The sequence below is a fragment of the Flavobacterium supellecticarium genome (assembly GCF_004801375.1).
Lineage (GTDB): Bacteria > Bacteroidota > Bacteroidia > Flavobacteriales > Flavobacteriaceae > Flavobacterium > Flavobacterium supellecticarium.
This window is the reverse complement of the sequence record NZ_SSNZ01000001.1, coordinates 547,347-562,942: the sequence shown is the minus strand read 5'-3', so window position 1 is coordinate 562,942 and position 15,596 is coordinate 547,347. Positions and strand designations below refer to the sequence as shown.

The 15,596-nt window shown below is 32.9% G+C and carries 12 protein-coding genes; 6 read left to right on the top strand and 6 right to left on the bottom strand.

Going from position 1 to position 15,596, the window contains the following annotated elements:
• Positions 1-678 precede the first annotated feature (678 nt).
• Together E6C50_RS02755 and E6C50_RS02750 are read right to left on the bottom strand one after the other, a co-directional pair.
• The gene (locus E6C50_RS02755) at positions 679-996 is read right to left on the bottom strand and encodes a DUF6922 domain-containing protein (protein ID WP_136401665.1); all 318 of its coding nucleotides are present in this window, start codon (positions 994-996) and stop codon (positions 679-681) included.
• Positions 997-1,038: 42 nt separating this feature from the next.
• A complete protein-coding gene (locus E6C50_RS02750) occupies positions 1,039-1,731 on the bottom strand; it encodes a nucleotidyl transferase AbiEii/AbiGii toxin family protein (protein WP_136401664.1) in 693 nt (230 codons plus the stop codon).
• 658 nt (positions 1,732-2,389) lie between these two features.
• On the opposite strand from E6C50_RS02750, the gene E6C50_RS02745 reads away from it, so the two are divergent.
• Positions 2,390-2,686, top strand: a complete 297-nt coding sequence (locus E6C50_RS02745; RefSeq protein WP_136401663.1) for a helix-turn-helix domain-containing protein — start codon at positions 2,390-2,392, stop codon at positions 2,684-2,686.
• Entirely contained in the window at positions 2,683-2,964 is a 282-nt protein-coding gene (locus tag E6C50_RS02740) for a helix-turn-helix domain-containing protein (RefSeq protein ID WP_136401662.1), read from the top strand. Before E6C50_RS02745 ends, E6C50_RS02740 begins: the two co-directional genes overlap by 4 nt.
• Positions 2,965-3,053: 89 nt before the next feature.
• On the opposite strand, the gene E6C50_RS02735 is transcribed toward E6C50_RS02740, so the two are convergent.
• Positions 3,054-4,304: a site-specific integrase gene (locus E6C50_RS02735; protein ID WP_136401661.1), complete on the bottom strand. Its 1,251-nt coding sequence runs from the start codon at positions 4,302-4,304 to the stop codon at positions 3,054-3,056.
• 348 nt (positions 4,305-4,652) lie between these two features.
• On the opposite strand from E6C50_RS02735, the gene lpdA reads away from it, so the two are divergent.
• Positions 4,653-6,056, top strand: a complete 1,404-nt coding sequence (gene lpdA, locus E6C50_RS02730; RefSeq protein WP_136401660.1) for a dihydrolipoyl dehydrogenase — start codon at positions 4,653-4,655, stop codon at positions 6,054-6,056.
• Between the two features lie 68 nt (positions 6,057-6,124).
• Here the strand turns inward: lpdA and E6C50_RS02725 are convergent, their stop codons facing one another.
• Positions 6,125-7,321: an IS256 family transposase gene (locus tag E6C50_RS02725; RefSeq protein WP_136401659.1), complete on the bottom strand. Its 1,197-nt coding sequence runs from the start codon at positions 7,319-7,321 to the stop codon at positions 6,125-6,127.
• Between the two features lie 109 nt (positions 7,322-7,430).
• Positions 7,431-8,729, bottom strand: coding sequence for an alpha/beta fold hydrolase (locus tag E6C50_RS02720; protein WP_168732728.1), 1,299 nt, complete (start codon positions 8,727-8,729; stop codon positions 7,431-7,433).
• Positions 8,730-9,044: 315 nt separating this feature from the next.
• Between E6C50_RS02720 and E6C50_RS02715 the strand changes: the two genes are divergently transcribed.
• On the top strand, positions 9,045-11,540 hold the full coding sequence (locus tag E6C50_RS02715) for a hypothetical protein (protein WP_136401657.1): 2,496 nt from the start codon (positions 9,045-9,047) through the stop codon (positions 11,538-11,540).
• The gene (locus E6C50_RS02710) at positions 11,533-14,307 is read left to right on the top strand and encodes an amidohydrolase family protein (protein WP_136401656.1); all 2,775 of its coding nucleotides are present in this window, start codon (positions 11,533-11,535) and stop codon (positions 14,305-14,307) included. The genes E6C50_RS02715 and E6C50_RS02710 overlap by 8 nt, the downstream gene beginning before the upstream one ends.
• Before the next feature lie 67 nt (positions 14,308-14,374).
• On the opposite strand, the gene E6C50_RS02705 is transcribed toward E6C50_RS02710, so the two are convergent.
• Positions 14,375-14,854, bottom strand: coding sequence for a hypothetical protein (locus E6C50_RS02705; protein WP_230978941.1), 480 nt, complete (start codon positions 14,852-14,854; stop codon positions 14,375-14,377).
• Between the two features lie 161 nt (positions 14,855-15,015).
• On the opposite strand from E6C50_RS02705, the gene E6C50_RS02700 reads away from it, so the two are divergent.
• Positions 15,016-15,576: a DUF6642 family protein gene (locus E6C50_RS02700; RefSeq protein WP_136401655.1), complete on the top strand. Its 561-nt coding sequence runs from the start codon at positions 15,016-15,018 to the stop codon at positions 15,574-15,576.
• Positions 15,577-15,596 lie beyond the last annotated feature (20 nt).

The following is a 15,596-nucleotide window of genomic DNA, read 5'->3' as shown; positions in this document are numbered from 1 at the left end:
CGCAAAGCCACAGGGCTTTATTGTCATTTTGAAAAATTACTTTTACTATTGTGTTTTGTTAGGTTGCTCAACTCAAAATGGATATGTTAACAAAAACTAGAGAAAAAGTTAAGCTGCATTTTATAGTTGTGTAGTTTTTTATTCATTTCATATGAAAATTTTCCGACTCTTGACAAACTAGGTCTTCTTTAGTTTTACGCATGTTTTTGCCCGAGTGGATCAGAAAGGTGTCAATGAGTAGCTTTGATCTGATAACATTATTATATTTGTAATGAGTCGTTTATGTCAAAGATCTGACAATAGCAGCCTAATGATGACAGTATTTAGATCCCAAATCGTTACCATTTATTGAGAAAAATATTGAACACCTATAAATAGGGCTATACAGGGAAATGGTTAAATACTCTCTTTCTATTAGTATTAGAACTACTAATAGTTTACCAGCCATTCCACTATATATTTTCCAAAAGAAAAACAGAAAAAAGAAAGTGATCTAAATATATTGGAAGAAGTGGACAAACAAAAGGAAACGCAATAAGCCCCCTTCGGGGTGGTTTGTGAGTGTGCGAACAAGCCATTATGGTGTAGTCTTTTGGATTGTCATAAGCTTTTCCAATGTACATTTACGGTCTTTTTAATGGTTTGCTTTTTTAGAATTTCTAACTTAAATTTTTAGTTTTATAACCAATCGTAGGGTTTACCTAGTCTGTTTAGGTAGCAATACATTTCTTCTTTTTTTAATTCAGGAAAAAATTCTATAGCGCTATCAATCCCATAGTTTGGTAAGAAATAGATTTCATCGCGAAGTGCTTTTATTACTCTTTCATAACCGTAAAAGCGTACTAATTCATCAGCTTCTTGCTGTGATCCACGTTCTATAATCCTGCCTATTACCATTTTGTAGGCTTCATCCCAATCCATTTTATCAAAATCATATTCCCAAAAGAATTTTGGATCGAGATTAGGGACATCCTTATTTATGTTTTTGATTTTCATACTTATAAAGTTAAGCAAACTTTTACTATTATCTTATTTACCTTATCTACGAAATCCTTTTGTATTCTTTTTTTGGGTTATTTCTCTCGTATTGGTTAGTCTGGTTTCTGTAAAATTTTTAGTAGGCTCAAATACGGCTTCTCTTAGGCGATCCTTCATACTGTTCCAGTTTCTTTCATTGCCATTTAATATCTTAACCATCTGTGAAGAGGCTATATTTTTGTGATATAGTAAAGCATTCCCTGCAAGTTTTGCATTCCCCTCGTATTTCTGTTCATAGGCATCTAAATATGTTTTTAAGGGATGATGTTCCAATAAAAAGTACATATCAATAAAATCTTTTATTCTACTACCGCTTTGAACAATCGCATGAAGTTTCATTGCGCCAATATCTTCATTTGAAACCATCCTGATTCCCATGATATCCTCAATGGGTTTTAACAGAGGATATTTATGGGCAATAATATCAACTTTAACTTTTTCAACATAAGCGTTTATTGAGTTTTTAGTGTATCTTTTCAAAATAGCATTATAGTTGTTCTGTAAATGGATTACTAAATTTTCTACATTAAAATCCTTATTTGTAAATAAGTCTATATCAATTGATTCACGATGTCCTATTTTTAAGGATAATGCTGTTCCTCCAACTAAAACAAATTCTTTTAGCAATTCATCTTTCATTAGCTTTTGTAGCTGTACCCATAACTCCTCACTTACCGTTTCCTTGTATATCATAATCTTATGGTTTAAATATTCTACGATGTTTTGTAATTGATTAATTACTGTTGAATAGATAAAACTAATTGATTAGTTGACAGGATGTTGTAGATAAATACGGTGAATTAAGGCGCATTATATAGTAAACCGCAACAAATAAAATAATAGCTGGAAAACTATTCGGGGATGGGTATATAGGATTGAAATCAAAAACAATAAAAGCAAGGCAAAATTAGCAGATGCGTGTAACTACGCGCTCATAATGGAGCAACCAAAAACTGTACCACCCTTTGGGACTTATAGCACTCGGTTGCTTTTACGTCTGCTTTGAAAAGGCTTTCTTTTTTTCGTTTTTCTTTTGGAAATGATATAAAAGTGATTCCCCTTAGTCAGACAAACAGTACCTATCAGAGACAAAGGACTATAAAAGTTTCAGGACAGCTAGTTAATATTGATATTTCGTTTAGCATTAATTTAGAATAGCTCACCGGCAACCACCCAAGTGACAAAAAGGGGCTAACCCTGAGCATATTTTGATTAGGGTACGAACGCTTTAAATATTTAATTTTATTGTGCTGTAAAATGTAGTAAAGAATAAATGTTAAAGAGGTGATAAAGCCGCTTGATGTAATTTTTGGGCATACCATTTAGGATGTGGGATTAAAATGAGGGAGATATGGAATTAACAGTTTTAGACATTCAGATCGTGGATGCATTATGTAGGGAAATAAGAGAAGTTTCGGGATTGGTGAGAGAGATTACAGCACCGCACAGGGCATTACAGCAGACAAGTAAATGGTTGGATCAGCAGGAAGTTTGTCAATTGCTCGGTGTAAGCAAAAGAACCCTTCAAACCTATAGGGCAAAAGGAGTGCTACGGGCAACGCGGATCAACCGTAAGAATTTCTTTAAAGCGGTTGACGTGGAAAAGTTAATGCAGACTAAGTTATCCTTAAAAAAGCATAGGGTATGAAGCAAATCGGAGATTCAAATCAGGAGATGCTTGCTTTGCTGGAAGTAGTGGTAGGAATTAAAAACGAACTACTTCATATCAGGGAACATTTTCAGCCATTATTAAAGGGAGAAATCTATCTTAGTGGGGGACAGGTTTGCGCTATGTTACATATTAGCAAACGGACGTTGCAACAGTATAGGGATGATGGCCTTATACCTTATATCAAGTTCGAAAGGAAAATTCTTTTTCGGGAATCAGATATTATCAAAGTACTGGAGCAAAATTATAAGCGATAGCTTGGTTAAATTTTGATCGTATTAAATGGAGAAAAAACAGCCCGTTGTTTTTGGCAACGGGCTGATTGGTTTTATGGGTATGAACCTGTTTATAGGTTTGTCACAAAAGAATTTTCCATAGTCTTAAATTTATTCGCTACCTTCTGCATATCTTTTCCGACTTTCTCATTAAGTACCTTGGCATAAATTTGTGTGGTGGCAATATTTTTGTGTCCCATCATTTTACTAAGACTTTCAAGCGGAATGCCTTCGCTTAAAAACAGGGTTCCAAAAGTGTGGCGAGCCACATGGAAAGTAATCTTTTTTTTGTTAAGACTGGGTATTGCCTGAGATAATCGAAATAGAAAATCATTACAGACCCTATTACATGGTACAGGAAATAGTTTTCCATTTCTTGCTAATCCGGCATATTTTTCAATGATCATCTTTGCCATATCCAATAGCATTACGTTTGAGGATGTGGTCGTTTTCTTTCTGCGGATGATGATCCACAGGTTACCATCAAAAAACTGTTGAATATGGCTGTGTTCTAAACGCTTTATATCTGAATAAGAAAGTCCTGTAAAACAACTAAATACAAATAAGTCTTTAATCAATTTATCAATTCGTCTTTTACACTCATAGCTGATAACTTCTTCAAGTTCACTGCGCAATAAATAGCCACGGTCTTTATCCTCTTTTGTGTTTTTGTATTCGGAAAAGGGGTTAAAGCTAAGATGCTTTCTACTTATTGCTAAGCGGCATACAGTAGTAAAACCGATCATATATAACCAGATACTGTTATGTTGTATGCCTTTATCATCGCGCAGGTAGTAATCAAAGTCCTGTACCAAATCGTAGGTAAGATCGTTAAAAGACAGGTCGGAATATCCATATTTTTTGATTGTAAAAGCGCGAAGGTGTCCTAATAGAACTTTATATTTGGTCAATGTATTATACTGCCTGATCCCATTATCTACCTTTTTCTGAAAATCATCAATATACTGATCAAAGAATTTAAAAAATGTCAATTCACCGCTACTCAACCCAAGATAGGTATTTTTGAGTTTTGTGCTGTTTACCGTGCCCTCATTCTTTAGTAGTTTAGTATGGTACTGTTCTAAATCCAAACGTATCTTGTCCAGTTTCGTATTAAGGATTTGTGCTTCTTTACTTTTCCCTAAAACCCTACCATATTTCAAATCCCAATTGGATGTCGAAACGTCAAGCTTGGCACTGAATGCCGATTGCTTTCCATTTACTGTGATGCGGCACATTATCGGCACATTTCCGTTCTTCTTTAGTGCGTTTTTTTTAAGGTAAAACAATACCTTAAACGTTGATCTTTTTGTCGTTTCCATAACTCGCTACGCTTAATGTTAAAATTAAATTTTCGTGAGTTGGGAAACAAGATGAAGGATAGTGCAGAATGCTGAAAAACAGATGTTTATCGCGGTGTAGCCAAAGGTGATATAGGTAACGATTTAGTAACCTAACTTTGGTTTTTCTTTGCTTTTTACTGCATTCTAATTCATTGCCTAAAAATGCAAAACGGCTGTAAAACCTTTATTTACAACCGTTTTTAACTATCTTGCTTTTTGAAGCATTTTTAGTAAACTTTTATTTTAAAAATAATCCGATTTCGTCTAAACAAAATTGCTTAATTTTGTAATGAAATTTTTAAAAACACAACATAATATAATTATACTATGAGTTCATTTGACGTAGTTATTATTGGTTCGGGTCCTGGAGGCTATGTAGCGGCAATCCGTTGCGCCCAGTTAGGAATGAAAACGGCCATTATTGAAAAATATTCCACTTTAGGAGGTACTTGTTTAAATGTTGGATGTATCCCGTCTAAAGCGATGTTGGCTTCTTCCCACCATTTCGAAGAAATTTCTCATTTTGCAGATCACGGTATTGAAGTGAGTGGTGAGGTGAAAGTGAACCTTGAAAAAATGGTGGCCCGTAAAAAAGCTGTTGTTGATCAAACTGCCGGAGGGGTGAAATACCTGATGGATAAAAATAAAATTACCGTATTCGAAGGAGTGGGAGCTTTTGAAAGCGCTACAGCTATCGCGATTACGAAAAAAGACGGATCGGTTGAAAAAATCGAAGCAAAAAATACCATTATTGCTACCGGTTCAAAACCATCGAGCTTACCTTTTATTAAAATTGATAAAGAAAGAATCATTACGTCTACAGAAGCATTGGAATTAAAAGAAGTTCCGAAACACTTAGTGATCATCGGTGGTGGTGTGATCGGGTTGGAACTAGGTCAGGTGTATTTACGTCTTGGCGCTCAGGTTTCTGTGGTTGAATTTATGGATCGTATCATTCCGGGAATGGATGCCGGTTTGTCGAAAGAATTGACAAAGGTGTTGAAAAAACAGGGAATGAAATTCTATACGTCACATAAAGTTCAGGCGGTTGACCGTAACGGAGATGTGGTGACAGTAAAAGCGGAGAACGCTAAAGGTGAAGTGATCACTCTTGAAGGAGACTACGCGTTGATTTCAGTAGGTCGTCGTCCGTATACAGAAGGATTAAACGCTGATAAAGCCGGTGTGAAAATTACAGAAAGAGGTCAGATTGAAGTAAATGATCATTTACAAACTACGGCGTCAAATATTTATGCTATCGGTGATGTAGTTCGCGGTGCAATGTTGGCGCACAAAGCAGAAGAAGAAGGTGTGGTTGTAGCAGAATACCTTGCCGGACAAAAACCACATATCGATTATAACTTAATTCCGGGTGTTGTTTATACTTGGCCGGAAGTAGCTGCTGTTGGTAAAACGGAAGAGCAGTTAAAAGAAGCAGGAGTAGCTTACAAATCGGGAAGTTTCCCATTCAAAGCGTTAGGACGTGCGCGTGCCGGAGGTGATACCGACGGATTTGTAAAAATCCTGGCCGATGCTAAAACGGATGAAGTTTTAGGAGTACACATGATTGGGCCTCGTTGTGCCGATTTAATTGCGGAAGCAGTTACGGCTATGGAATTCAAAGCTTCGGCGGAAGATATTTCCAGAATGTCGCATGCTCACCCAACATTTGCAGAAGCAATCAAAGAAGCAGCTTTAGCCGCTACCGATAACAGAGCATTACACGTGTAATTTTTGAAATCAAGGACACTATCCCAAAAAGTGTGTAAGTTTAAAAATAATAGGGTTTGACTTTTTACTTAAAGTTGAACCCTTTTTTCAAATATAGTTAAGAACTGGTTGAGAATTAATCCCCAATTTTGGATTGGCATTGACCATTTTTTGGTTGCTTCCCTTAAAGCCAAATATACGGATTTTAAAACGGCGTCATCCGTTGGGAATGATAATTTATTTTTGGTGTATTTTCTAATTTTTCCATTAAGGTTTTCGATTAAATTTGTGGTGTAAATGATTTTTCTGATTTCGATCGGGAAGTCAAAGAAAACAGTAAGCTCCTCCCAGTTTTCTTGCCATGATTTAACCGCATAAGGATATTTATGATTCCATTTGCCTGTAAAATCCTCCAATGCACTTTTGGCAGCCTGTTTGGTCGGCGCGTCATAAATTTGCTTCATATCTCTTGAAAATTCTTTTTTATCCTTCCAAACCACATAACGAGCCGAGTTTCTAATTTGATGAACAACACAGATTTGTGTTTCAGATTCCGGGAATACGTTTTTAATGGTTTGTGTAAAGCCATTGAGGTTATCAGTTGCAGTAATGAGAATATCTTCCACACCTCGGGCTTTTAAATCCGTTAATACTCCCAACCAAAAACTGGCGCTTTCATTCTTACCCAGCCACATTCCTAAAACTTCCTTTTTACCATCCTTGTTCAGGCCTACAGCTAAATAGATAGTCTTATTAATAACTTTGGAACTTTCTCGAACTTTAAACACAATCCCATCCATCCAAACAATTAAGTAAACGGGATCTAATGGACGGTTTTGCCAAGCAATAATATCATTGGATACCGATTCTGTAATCCTTGATATAGTAGAGGTAGATACATCAAAATTATAAACTTCTCTTATCTGCTCTTCAATATCGCTAACACTCATTCCTTTGGCATAAAGCGATATGATGACATTTTCCAATCCGTCAGCCATACTTTGCCTTTTAGGGATTATCATGGGATTGAAAGAAGCTTCTCTGTCTCTGGGAACCTGAAGTTCTGATTCTCCAAATGAGGTTTTAACCTTTTTGTTGGAATAACCGTTCCTAGAATTGGATGTCGTTGATTTTTCGTGTTTATCGTAACCTAAATGAGCATCTAACTCACCATTCAAGATGGCTTCTAAACCACGTTTTTGTAGTTGGGCAAGAAAACCATTTAAGTCTTCACCTGTTTTGAACTGTTTTAAAAACTCTTCTGATAATAACTCTTCTTTTTTCATAAGACTGTGTAACATTTAAAATTAAACAAAAAAATAATGGGGTTTTAAAACCCCATTATTTTTTATACTTACACAGTTAGTGAGACACTACCGTTTTAAACGATACCGTTTATCGCTCTACTTGATCAAAAAAAGTTAAAACCGTTTCATTAAATAATTCCGGTATTTTTGCCGGTGCTTCGTGATCGCCACCTTTAAAGATGATCAGTTTGCTATGCGGAATTTTTTCGGCAATCAACTTGGTGTGTTTTTCTTTTACAACATCATATTGTCCGGCCATAACCAAAGTAGGCGCCTGGATTTTTTGTAAAGCATCCGGATTAATATTCGGCTCGGTTAATAACAGCATTTTTAAACGATAATCCATACTGGTCTCCGGAATTCCTTTGCTTTCCATTTCTTTTACCTGTTTACGGATTAGTTTATTGGTTTCAGAAGTAACAGAACTATCATTGTTATACAAAACGGTTCCCATAATGGCCATTTTATTGATCTTATCCGGATATTGCATTCCTAATACTACTGCGATATTTCCGCCATCACTCCAACCTAAGATGTTCACATTTTTTAGTTGCATTTTTTCAAGGAAGGTATTCACATCTTCCGCCATTAGTTCATAGGTGATTTTGGTACCATCGGAAGTCGACTTTCCTTGCCCGCGACTATCCAGACCAATGACCATATACTTTTTACTCAGTGCCTCCAATTGTTTATTAAAACTACCCATGGATGAATTATTACCGTGAAGCAACAAAAGCGGTTCCCTTTTTCCATATACTTCGTAATAGAGTTTAACACCGTTAACATCCATATATTTTCCTAATTCGGTATTGCTTCCTAATGTTGGCGCAACCGTAAGTTTAGAATTATCGATAAACAGTGCTTGTTTTCCGGAAAAAACGGTTTCTTGAGATAATGATAGACTGGTGTTTTTATCCATCGTCATCGTTTTCCAGTTTAATAACGAATCGCCTTCAAAATCGGAGTTGTGAATCGGAATTTCAATTCTGTTTTTACCGTCTTCTATAAATAATTTAAAATCGTCCAGATAGTAATTCCCGGGACCGGCAATGGCAACGCCTATAGCGAGGAATTTGGCATTTTTTTCAATTTTCCCATTCAGTACATACGAACTCCAGTCGTCTTTTTTATGATAATCACCTGCATTTTCGTTATACAAAGCATTTTTTATCGGTTTACCGTTAGCATCTACCGAACGTGCCGCCAGTACGAGCCAGGAATCATTGGCTATCGGATCTTTGTAATATATTTTCCCTTCAAGAGTGAATTTTTTCCCTTGGTACGATTCAATGGCTACAGCCTCATAAATTTCATAAAACTGCGCATAGGAGTTTGCAGAGGTTACCAGTAGCAATAGGATAAGTAATTTAAAATATAGTTTTGACATAGTACAATTTTTATAGGTTTTAAGAAGTAGACAAATCGAAATCGTCATTGTAATCGGATTCCTGCATATCTAAAACCTTGCCATTTTATTCTATATCATAAAAAAACCGGTCTTTATCATTGTTATTAATGAGTGAATAATAACTCATTTTTCTTTCTTAACACTAGTTCAGAATTTACTTAATATCGTTTAAAATAAATTAGGTATAAACACTTATTTTTTTTCTATATGGATCTACATATATTACCAAACAAATTTTATTATTGTAAAGAATAAAATTTGTTTGGTTAGTAAGTAAAACACAATCATATATAAATGGCACATAGTATTAGAATCAACTTAACAGATTCATATAGAATAAAAATTGAAAAAAGCTTTGAATTTAAAAATTCAATATTTAAAGAGGTTTATACGGCAGCAAAGGCAAATCTTTTAGAGATATTAAACGATGCTGAAAATAGTTCTGCTAAAACTGAAATTGTAAATAATAGTTTTAATAATATTATTTGCTTTGCTGGGGAAAGAGGGCAAGGTAAATCATCATCAATGATTTCATTTCTAACGGCACTTATTGAAAAAAATACTAGTAATGATGAAAAGTTCTTTAATGAAGAAAAAATAAAAAGGGTAAATTTCTCAACAATCGAATTAATTGATCCTTCTTTATTTAAAGGTGAAGAAACCTTGTTAGAAATTATTTTAGCAAAAATGTTTTCCAAATTCAAGTGCAATCTTGAAAATAGAAGTAATATAAATATACAGGATGATCATAGAAGGCAATTAGTGAATTTATTTCAAGAAGTATTTAATAATTTAAGATATATCAATAACAGAGAAAGCATTTATACAGAAGATTCTCTTGATGCTTTAATTAAATTATCAACGAGTAGTAATCTAAAAGAGAGTTTTGAAAAATTAGTAGACAAGTACTTAGAGGTTATGTCTATAGGAGATAATAAGTATCTTATTATTGCGATCGATGATTTTGATTTAAATACCGATGGTGTCCATGATATGCTAGAAGATATAAGACGGTTTTTAATTACAAAAAATATTATTTTGTTTATTGCCTGTAAACTGGAACAACTTAAAGAAGCAGTTGAAGCTAATATATATTCTGAATACCTCGCTCAGGTAAAAGGAAATTCTCAGATATTATTCAACGTAGTTGATGAAAAAGAAATAAAACGTAAAGCAGTTAAGTATGTAGATAAACTTATACCTGATAGTAGAAGAATTAACTTACCAGATGTCTCGAGATTAGACTTGAAAAAAATATTAGAGAAAAAAAATAGTGGTTTTCAGAATGCAAATACACTTGTGCTAGAGACGTTGTATGATCGTTTAAGTTTGTTTTTAAAGAAAGAAGATTATCAAGAGTCAATTTTTCTAAAAGCTAATTTACGTAGTTTGATTTCGCTCTTGGTTAGGCTTAATAAAATAGAATATTTTTATAAGAACAACTCTTTAAAACATTATGAGGCCGTTATTGAATTTAAAAATTACATTAGAGACTTTTTATTAGATTTTCTCGATTTAGATCAGATAGATTTAATATTACAATCTGATATTAATCTACTTAATTTTAGAGTTATTCAAACTCTAAGATTATATTTTTATTCAGAAATACCAAATGAAATTACGAATATTAAAAATTATAATTTAATCCAAAATAGTGATGTATATGGGGTTTTTTTTAATATTGAAACCCAAATATTAGATGATGATGTTAATTACGACTGGTTTCAATCGTTTAAATTATTATATATAGTTAGACAGTTACTATACAGAATTGAGCTTTCTCAAGTCTCAGATTCTTTTGAATTGGACATTTTTAATCAATCTGATTTAATAAATACTAAATTTATTAGAGATGTTCTGCCTAAAGATGAAAAGAGGCGTAGTAGAGATAATTTTAGATTTACAGAGAAAGTTGATAATCTAGAAATCTTTGAGATAATATCAAATCTAAATGATATCGATAAAAGCATATTAGCTGCTTTTATTGTGAATTTAGGACAATTTAGAGAATCATTTAGAGCCTTAAATCATAATATTTTTGATGTAAGTTTAGAGAACGTTTCAACTTTACAGTTTTCCCTATTTTCGTTTTTTTCTGCGCCTTATTCATTGTTACATAAATTGACAAATAATTATAGCATAAAAGACAATAGTGACTTAAAGAAAAATCATAAAATTTGGATTGAATCAAAGTTTTATTACCTTTTTAATAATGTAGATTTTGTTATGAATTTTTATGATGAATTTATCAAAAGCTATAAAGGTTTGAGTAAGGACAAACAATTTAAAGATCTTAGTTATTATGATATTTTAAAAGTTCTTTTAAATGAAGGATTGAAAAAAGCATTTAAAAATCTTAATGATAAATATTCATATTTAGATTTATCAATAGAAGATTATTATGAAGCATTTCCTTATGCTAAAATTTTTGTTGAAGAAGATAATGCTGACTTGAAACGAATTATTAATCATATATATGAAGAGCAATCAGGAGATAAGATTGTGAGATCTATGTCATTAACTCCAGGTGGAATAAATGAAATAGAGTCTGTAAATAATATTGATGCGCTAAAATCTTTAATACAGTTTCTTAAAAACAGGAAGCATGTAAGCTTTGAAAGAAAAACATTAGAAAAATATGTCAGAGATGTCGATTCAGATCTCAGAAATATTATTATGGAAACAAAGCATTTTAATTCATTGTTTAAGTCTGGAGGTAATAAGCAAGCAGTATTTAATAGAGATAGATTAATTATTGAATTAGAGAAATTATTAGCTAAAAATGGATAATCTACGTAAAACAATAAAGCTTTTTTTTAATGGCTTGGATCCCGATAGCGTACTAAAAGAATTACAAGGAAAAGATAATCTGGTTAACAGCAAATATGTTAATGATCGTGCTGTCTTTAAAAAGACAGCATTCGCACAAAGAACATTTGATAATAACAGTGTAGATGAAATAAATAATCTTTGCCGTAAGGTAGAAGAAGATTGGAGTTTTTCACCCTATAAGAACAATGGTGTAAGATCACCTTTTTATCTTCTCTCACATTTCACCAATCAGGTTATAACGGATGAAGGTAAAGAACCGTTTATAGTTTATGAACATTTATTAAAATGGCGTGATTTAACATTTGAAATTGGAGAGGATGTGTTTTCTACGTCACATTTGGCGTATTGTGATGTAATCTCAAATAGGAAACGACATTATTTATCTTGGAGACCTATTTTGTTCAGTAATAATAAACGTTTAAAAAAAATACTTGAAAGAGGAGTTGCTGAAAATCATTCCCATTTGTATGCATCGAGTTTAAATTTTGATGTGAGTTGGATCGCTTTGATGAACAAATATGATTTAAAGAAAAATAATCTTAAAAAAATTCTTAAAGAAGGAAGACTTGCTGGGAAAGCTTTGTATGATTTTAATAATGAGAAAGTTGAATTTTTAGTACTTATAAAAAAAGCAATAGCTATTCGGTTATTGTTATTTGAAGCGATCGAATACTATAATAAAGACATAAAAGATAGTGATTTAGAAAAGCATTTTAATGATAAACTAGATTTCGACATTAATTGTTTGTTTCAAAACGCTAATACAGTTGATTCGTTTAAACTCGGTTTAAACTTTGAAAAAATAAAAAATCAAATTAACTTTTTAGGAAATGAGCAGGCAATAAAACTACCATACAAAAGTAATCTAGAGTTTTACGATTATGCAGCTATAAGAAATATGCATCCGGAAAATTATTCAGGATGTTATTTTTTATTTGGGGAGCGATATATACTATATCATTCGTTTAAGAATTTATATCAAAGTTTAAATACTAAAAAGGATGTTGTTATACTGGAAAAATTTTTACATTTTTATTTGTTGATAAAGAATGCTTTTAGAAATGAAATTATACAGTTAAACAAACGATATGGCTTTGGAAATTTTAAAGCTTATCAGGACAGAAAATATTCTCTTATTGGACACAAAACTATTTATAATACTTTTTTTCTTGACATGGCTTTAAATTATAACAGGGAATTAATGAATATTAAATCTCATGAAGTTAGAATAGGACCAAATGAAAAGGTTTTAGAACTTAAGGAAAGTCTTGAAGGTATTATAAAGATTAGAGGATCAGAAAACTCAGAAGCAGACTGGAAAAAATACTTATTAGGAATTAGTGATTCTATTAAATATATTAGGCAGCTTAAAGAGGAAAATAAGGAAGAGAAATGTGAAGAATTATTTTTTGTGCTACATTTTTTTAAAAGAGATTGTAATGTCTATAATAAAAAAAACAATACCAAAAATTACATATGGATAAAACAGGTTAAGCAATCGCGAGATGAAACACTAAGACATAAAGTAAAGAAGAATGCGTATAGTATTATAGAGTTAAGAAAGAATTATGCTATTGCGACTAAAGTAAGAGGGATTGATGCCGCTTCAAGTGAAATTGCAGCGCGACCTGAAGTTTTTGGTTTGGCTTTTAGATATCTTAAAAAGCACACATTAAAACAAGAGGAAATATTTGTTAAAGGAATAAAAAGCATAAAACCATTACGTGTTACTTTTCATGCGGGTGAAGATTTTTTCGATATTGTAGATGGTATGCGTTATATCGATGAATGTATGTTTTTTTTAGGAATGGGACAAGGTGATAGATTCGGACATGCACTTGCTATTGGAGTTGATGTTCATGATTATTTTGAACTGAAATGTAGAAAAATAATGATGACTAAACATATGATTCTGGATAATATTGTATGGTTGTTAGCAAAGACGAAAGAGTTTGGGTTAAAAGAACATCTTGGTGAAATGGTAAAGCTTGAGGACATATTTAAGCAACTATTTAGCGAGATATATTTAAATTCTAATATAGATTCTGAAATAAGACATATATCTTATCACGATTATTATGATGCATGGAAGCTTAGAGGAGACGATCCAAATGTTTATTATGATTATTTTAATAAGTATACACACATTAACCTGGCTATTTATTTTAATGAATTAATAAACAATGATTTTTGGGACAGATGTCGTTTAAATGAGGGGGACTTCAGACTCAACCAGATAAGGAACAGATATGAAATTTCTCGATTGTATTATGAATATCATTATAACCCATCGGTGAAGAATAAAGGAAATGAAATAAAGCAATTTGAGATTACTGATGGTTACATAAAGCTTGTAGAAGCTGTCCAAAAATGTATGGTGGAATGTATTTTGCAGAGAAATATAGCTATTGAAACGAATCCGACATCAAATTATTTAATTGGTCCAATATCGAAATACATACAGCACCCTATTATAAAATGGCATAATTTAGGTTTGGAATACGACCACAGAAAAATTAGTGAGTCACCTCAAATTTCAGTTTCTATAAACACAGATGATGCAGGAATATTTTCTACTTCTTTAGAAAATGAATACGCCTTAATGGCAATTGCTTTGGAAAAAGAAAAAGATGAGAATGGAAAACCGAAATATAATAAATCGATGATTTATGACTGGATTGAAAATGTTAGAAAAATGGGACTAGAACAAAGTTTTCTGGATTAATTAAAAAAGAATAAAGAGATATATTATTATATAAATCTTAAAAAATTAGAATAACATTTTCATAATATCATTCAACCTCCGTCTGTTCCACTTGATCAAAAACAAACTTAGAATTTTCAAACACAATCGGAAATTCCGGTTTATAATACACAAAATTCATATAGCTGGCGGCAATACCGCTACCCAGTATTAATTTCCCATTGCGCTTTAAAAAAATTACCGGTACCACATTGATACCACCGCCAAAAGAACGGTAGCGGTACTTCCCGCGTAAGGTATCGCCGGAAATAATACCTTCAATATTCCCGGAATCTTTTACCACGCGGCTTCCGTAATAAATCTGATAGTTTCCGTAAAAACGATCTTTATGAGTTTCGATGGCCAATAGTGCCGTGTCGTTATGATGTACGGCACGATAATAGGAGCGGTATTCGTTAAAATCCTTTTTCTGACAACCGGGAAGCAATACTGAAAATAGCAAAATCAGCATACTAAAGATTAGCAATGGCTTACCGTTTACAGGATATGCTATTGGAGTGGTACTCATTTTAAGTTTGTAATGTAAAATGCGAAGATAAGATAACCGTTGCGGTTTTCGAACTTTTTTTGCAGATTGACAGATTGCTTTCAATGCGTTAAAACCATAGTGCTGCGGTAGTATTTAACGTAATAAAACTTATTTTTGCTGCGATTGCAAAACCTGATGATATGGATTACGATAAATTTATTTATTGCCTCGAAGCGGTCCCGGATATCGAGATATTTAGGGCGACCGAAGTATATAAAAATCTCGAAAAACTAGCTGCCGAGCAGGGAATAGACAGTATTTATAAAGTTTGCGATTCAATTGAAGGTCTGGAAGAAAGTCTGGGCGCTTTATTGTATGAAGATCATAACTTTAAGAATTATGAAATTATCTATCTGGTCATGCAGGGAAAAGGAAATAATATCTGTTTAAACGGATATTATTACAGCATTGAAGAAATCGCCGAGCTTTTCGAAGGAAAAATGAAAGGCAAAATCATTCACTTTGCCAATGCCAAGATTCTCGATTTAAACGACGACGAAGCGCAATATTTTCTGGATATTACCGGAGCAAGAGCTATTTCGGGTTATGGACACATGCATCCTACGATAAGCAGTAGCAATCTCGACCGGGTTTTCTTTAGCTTGTTTGAAGACGATGACAATCTGGTCGAAATTGTCGAAACCTTACACGAAAAACATTATGCTTTATGTAAGCTGCTGGATTTTAGATTGTATTATTGATAGTTAAAGTGTATGTATAA

Bases quoted from the DNA above. Each gene is read 5' to 3' on its own strand.
- E6C50_RS02735 (WP_136401661.1), bottom strand. From the start codon at position 4,304: ATGGAAACGACAAAAAGATCAACGTTTAAGGTATTGTTTTACCTTAAA.
- E6C50_RS02725 (WP_136401659.1), bottom strand. From the start codon at position 7,321: ATGAAAAAAGAAGAGTTATTATCAGAAGAGTTTTTAAAACAGTTCAAA.
- E6C50_RS02720 (WP_168732728.1), bottom strand. From the start codon at position 8,729: ATGTCAAAACTATATTTTAAATTACTTATCCTATTGCTACTGGTAACC.
- E6C50_RS02740 (WP_136401662.1), top strand. From the start codon at position 2,683: ATGAAGCAAATCGGAGATTCAAATCAGGAGATGCTTGCTTTGCTGGAA.
- E6C50_RS02705 (WP_230978941.1), bottom strand. From the start codon at position 14,854: ATGAGTACCACTCCAATAGCATATCCTGTAAACGGTAAGCCATTGCTA.
- E6C50_RS02710 (WP_136401656.1), top strand. From the start codon at position 11,533: ATGGATAATCTACGTAAAACAATAAAGCTTTTTTTTAATGGCTTGGAT.
- E6C50_RS02700 (WP_136401655.1), top strand. From the start codon at position 15,016: ATGGATTACGATAAATTTATTTATTGCCTCGAAGCGGTCCCGGATATC.
- lpdA (WP_136401660.1), top strand. From the start codon at position 4,653: ATGAGTTCATTTGACGTAGTTATTATTGGTTCGGGTCCTGGAGGCTAT.
- E6C50_RS02715 (WP_136401657.1), top strand. From the start codon at position 9,045: ATGGCACATAGTATTAGAATCAACTTAACAGATTCATATAGAATAAAA.
- E6C50_RS02755 (WP_136401665.1), bottom strand. From the start codon at position 996: ATGAAAATCAAAAACATAAATAAGGATGTCCCTAATCTCGATCCAAAA.
- E6C50_RS02745 (WP_136401663.1), top strand. From the start codon at position 2,390: ATGGAATTAACAGTTTTAGACATTCAGATCGTGGATGCATTATGTAGG.
- E6C50_RS02750 (WP_136401664.1), bottom strand. From the start codon at position 1,731: ATGATATACAAGGAAACGGTAAGTGAGGAGTTATGGGTACAGCTACAA.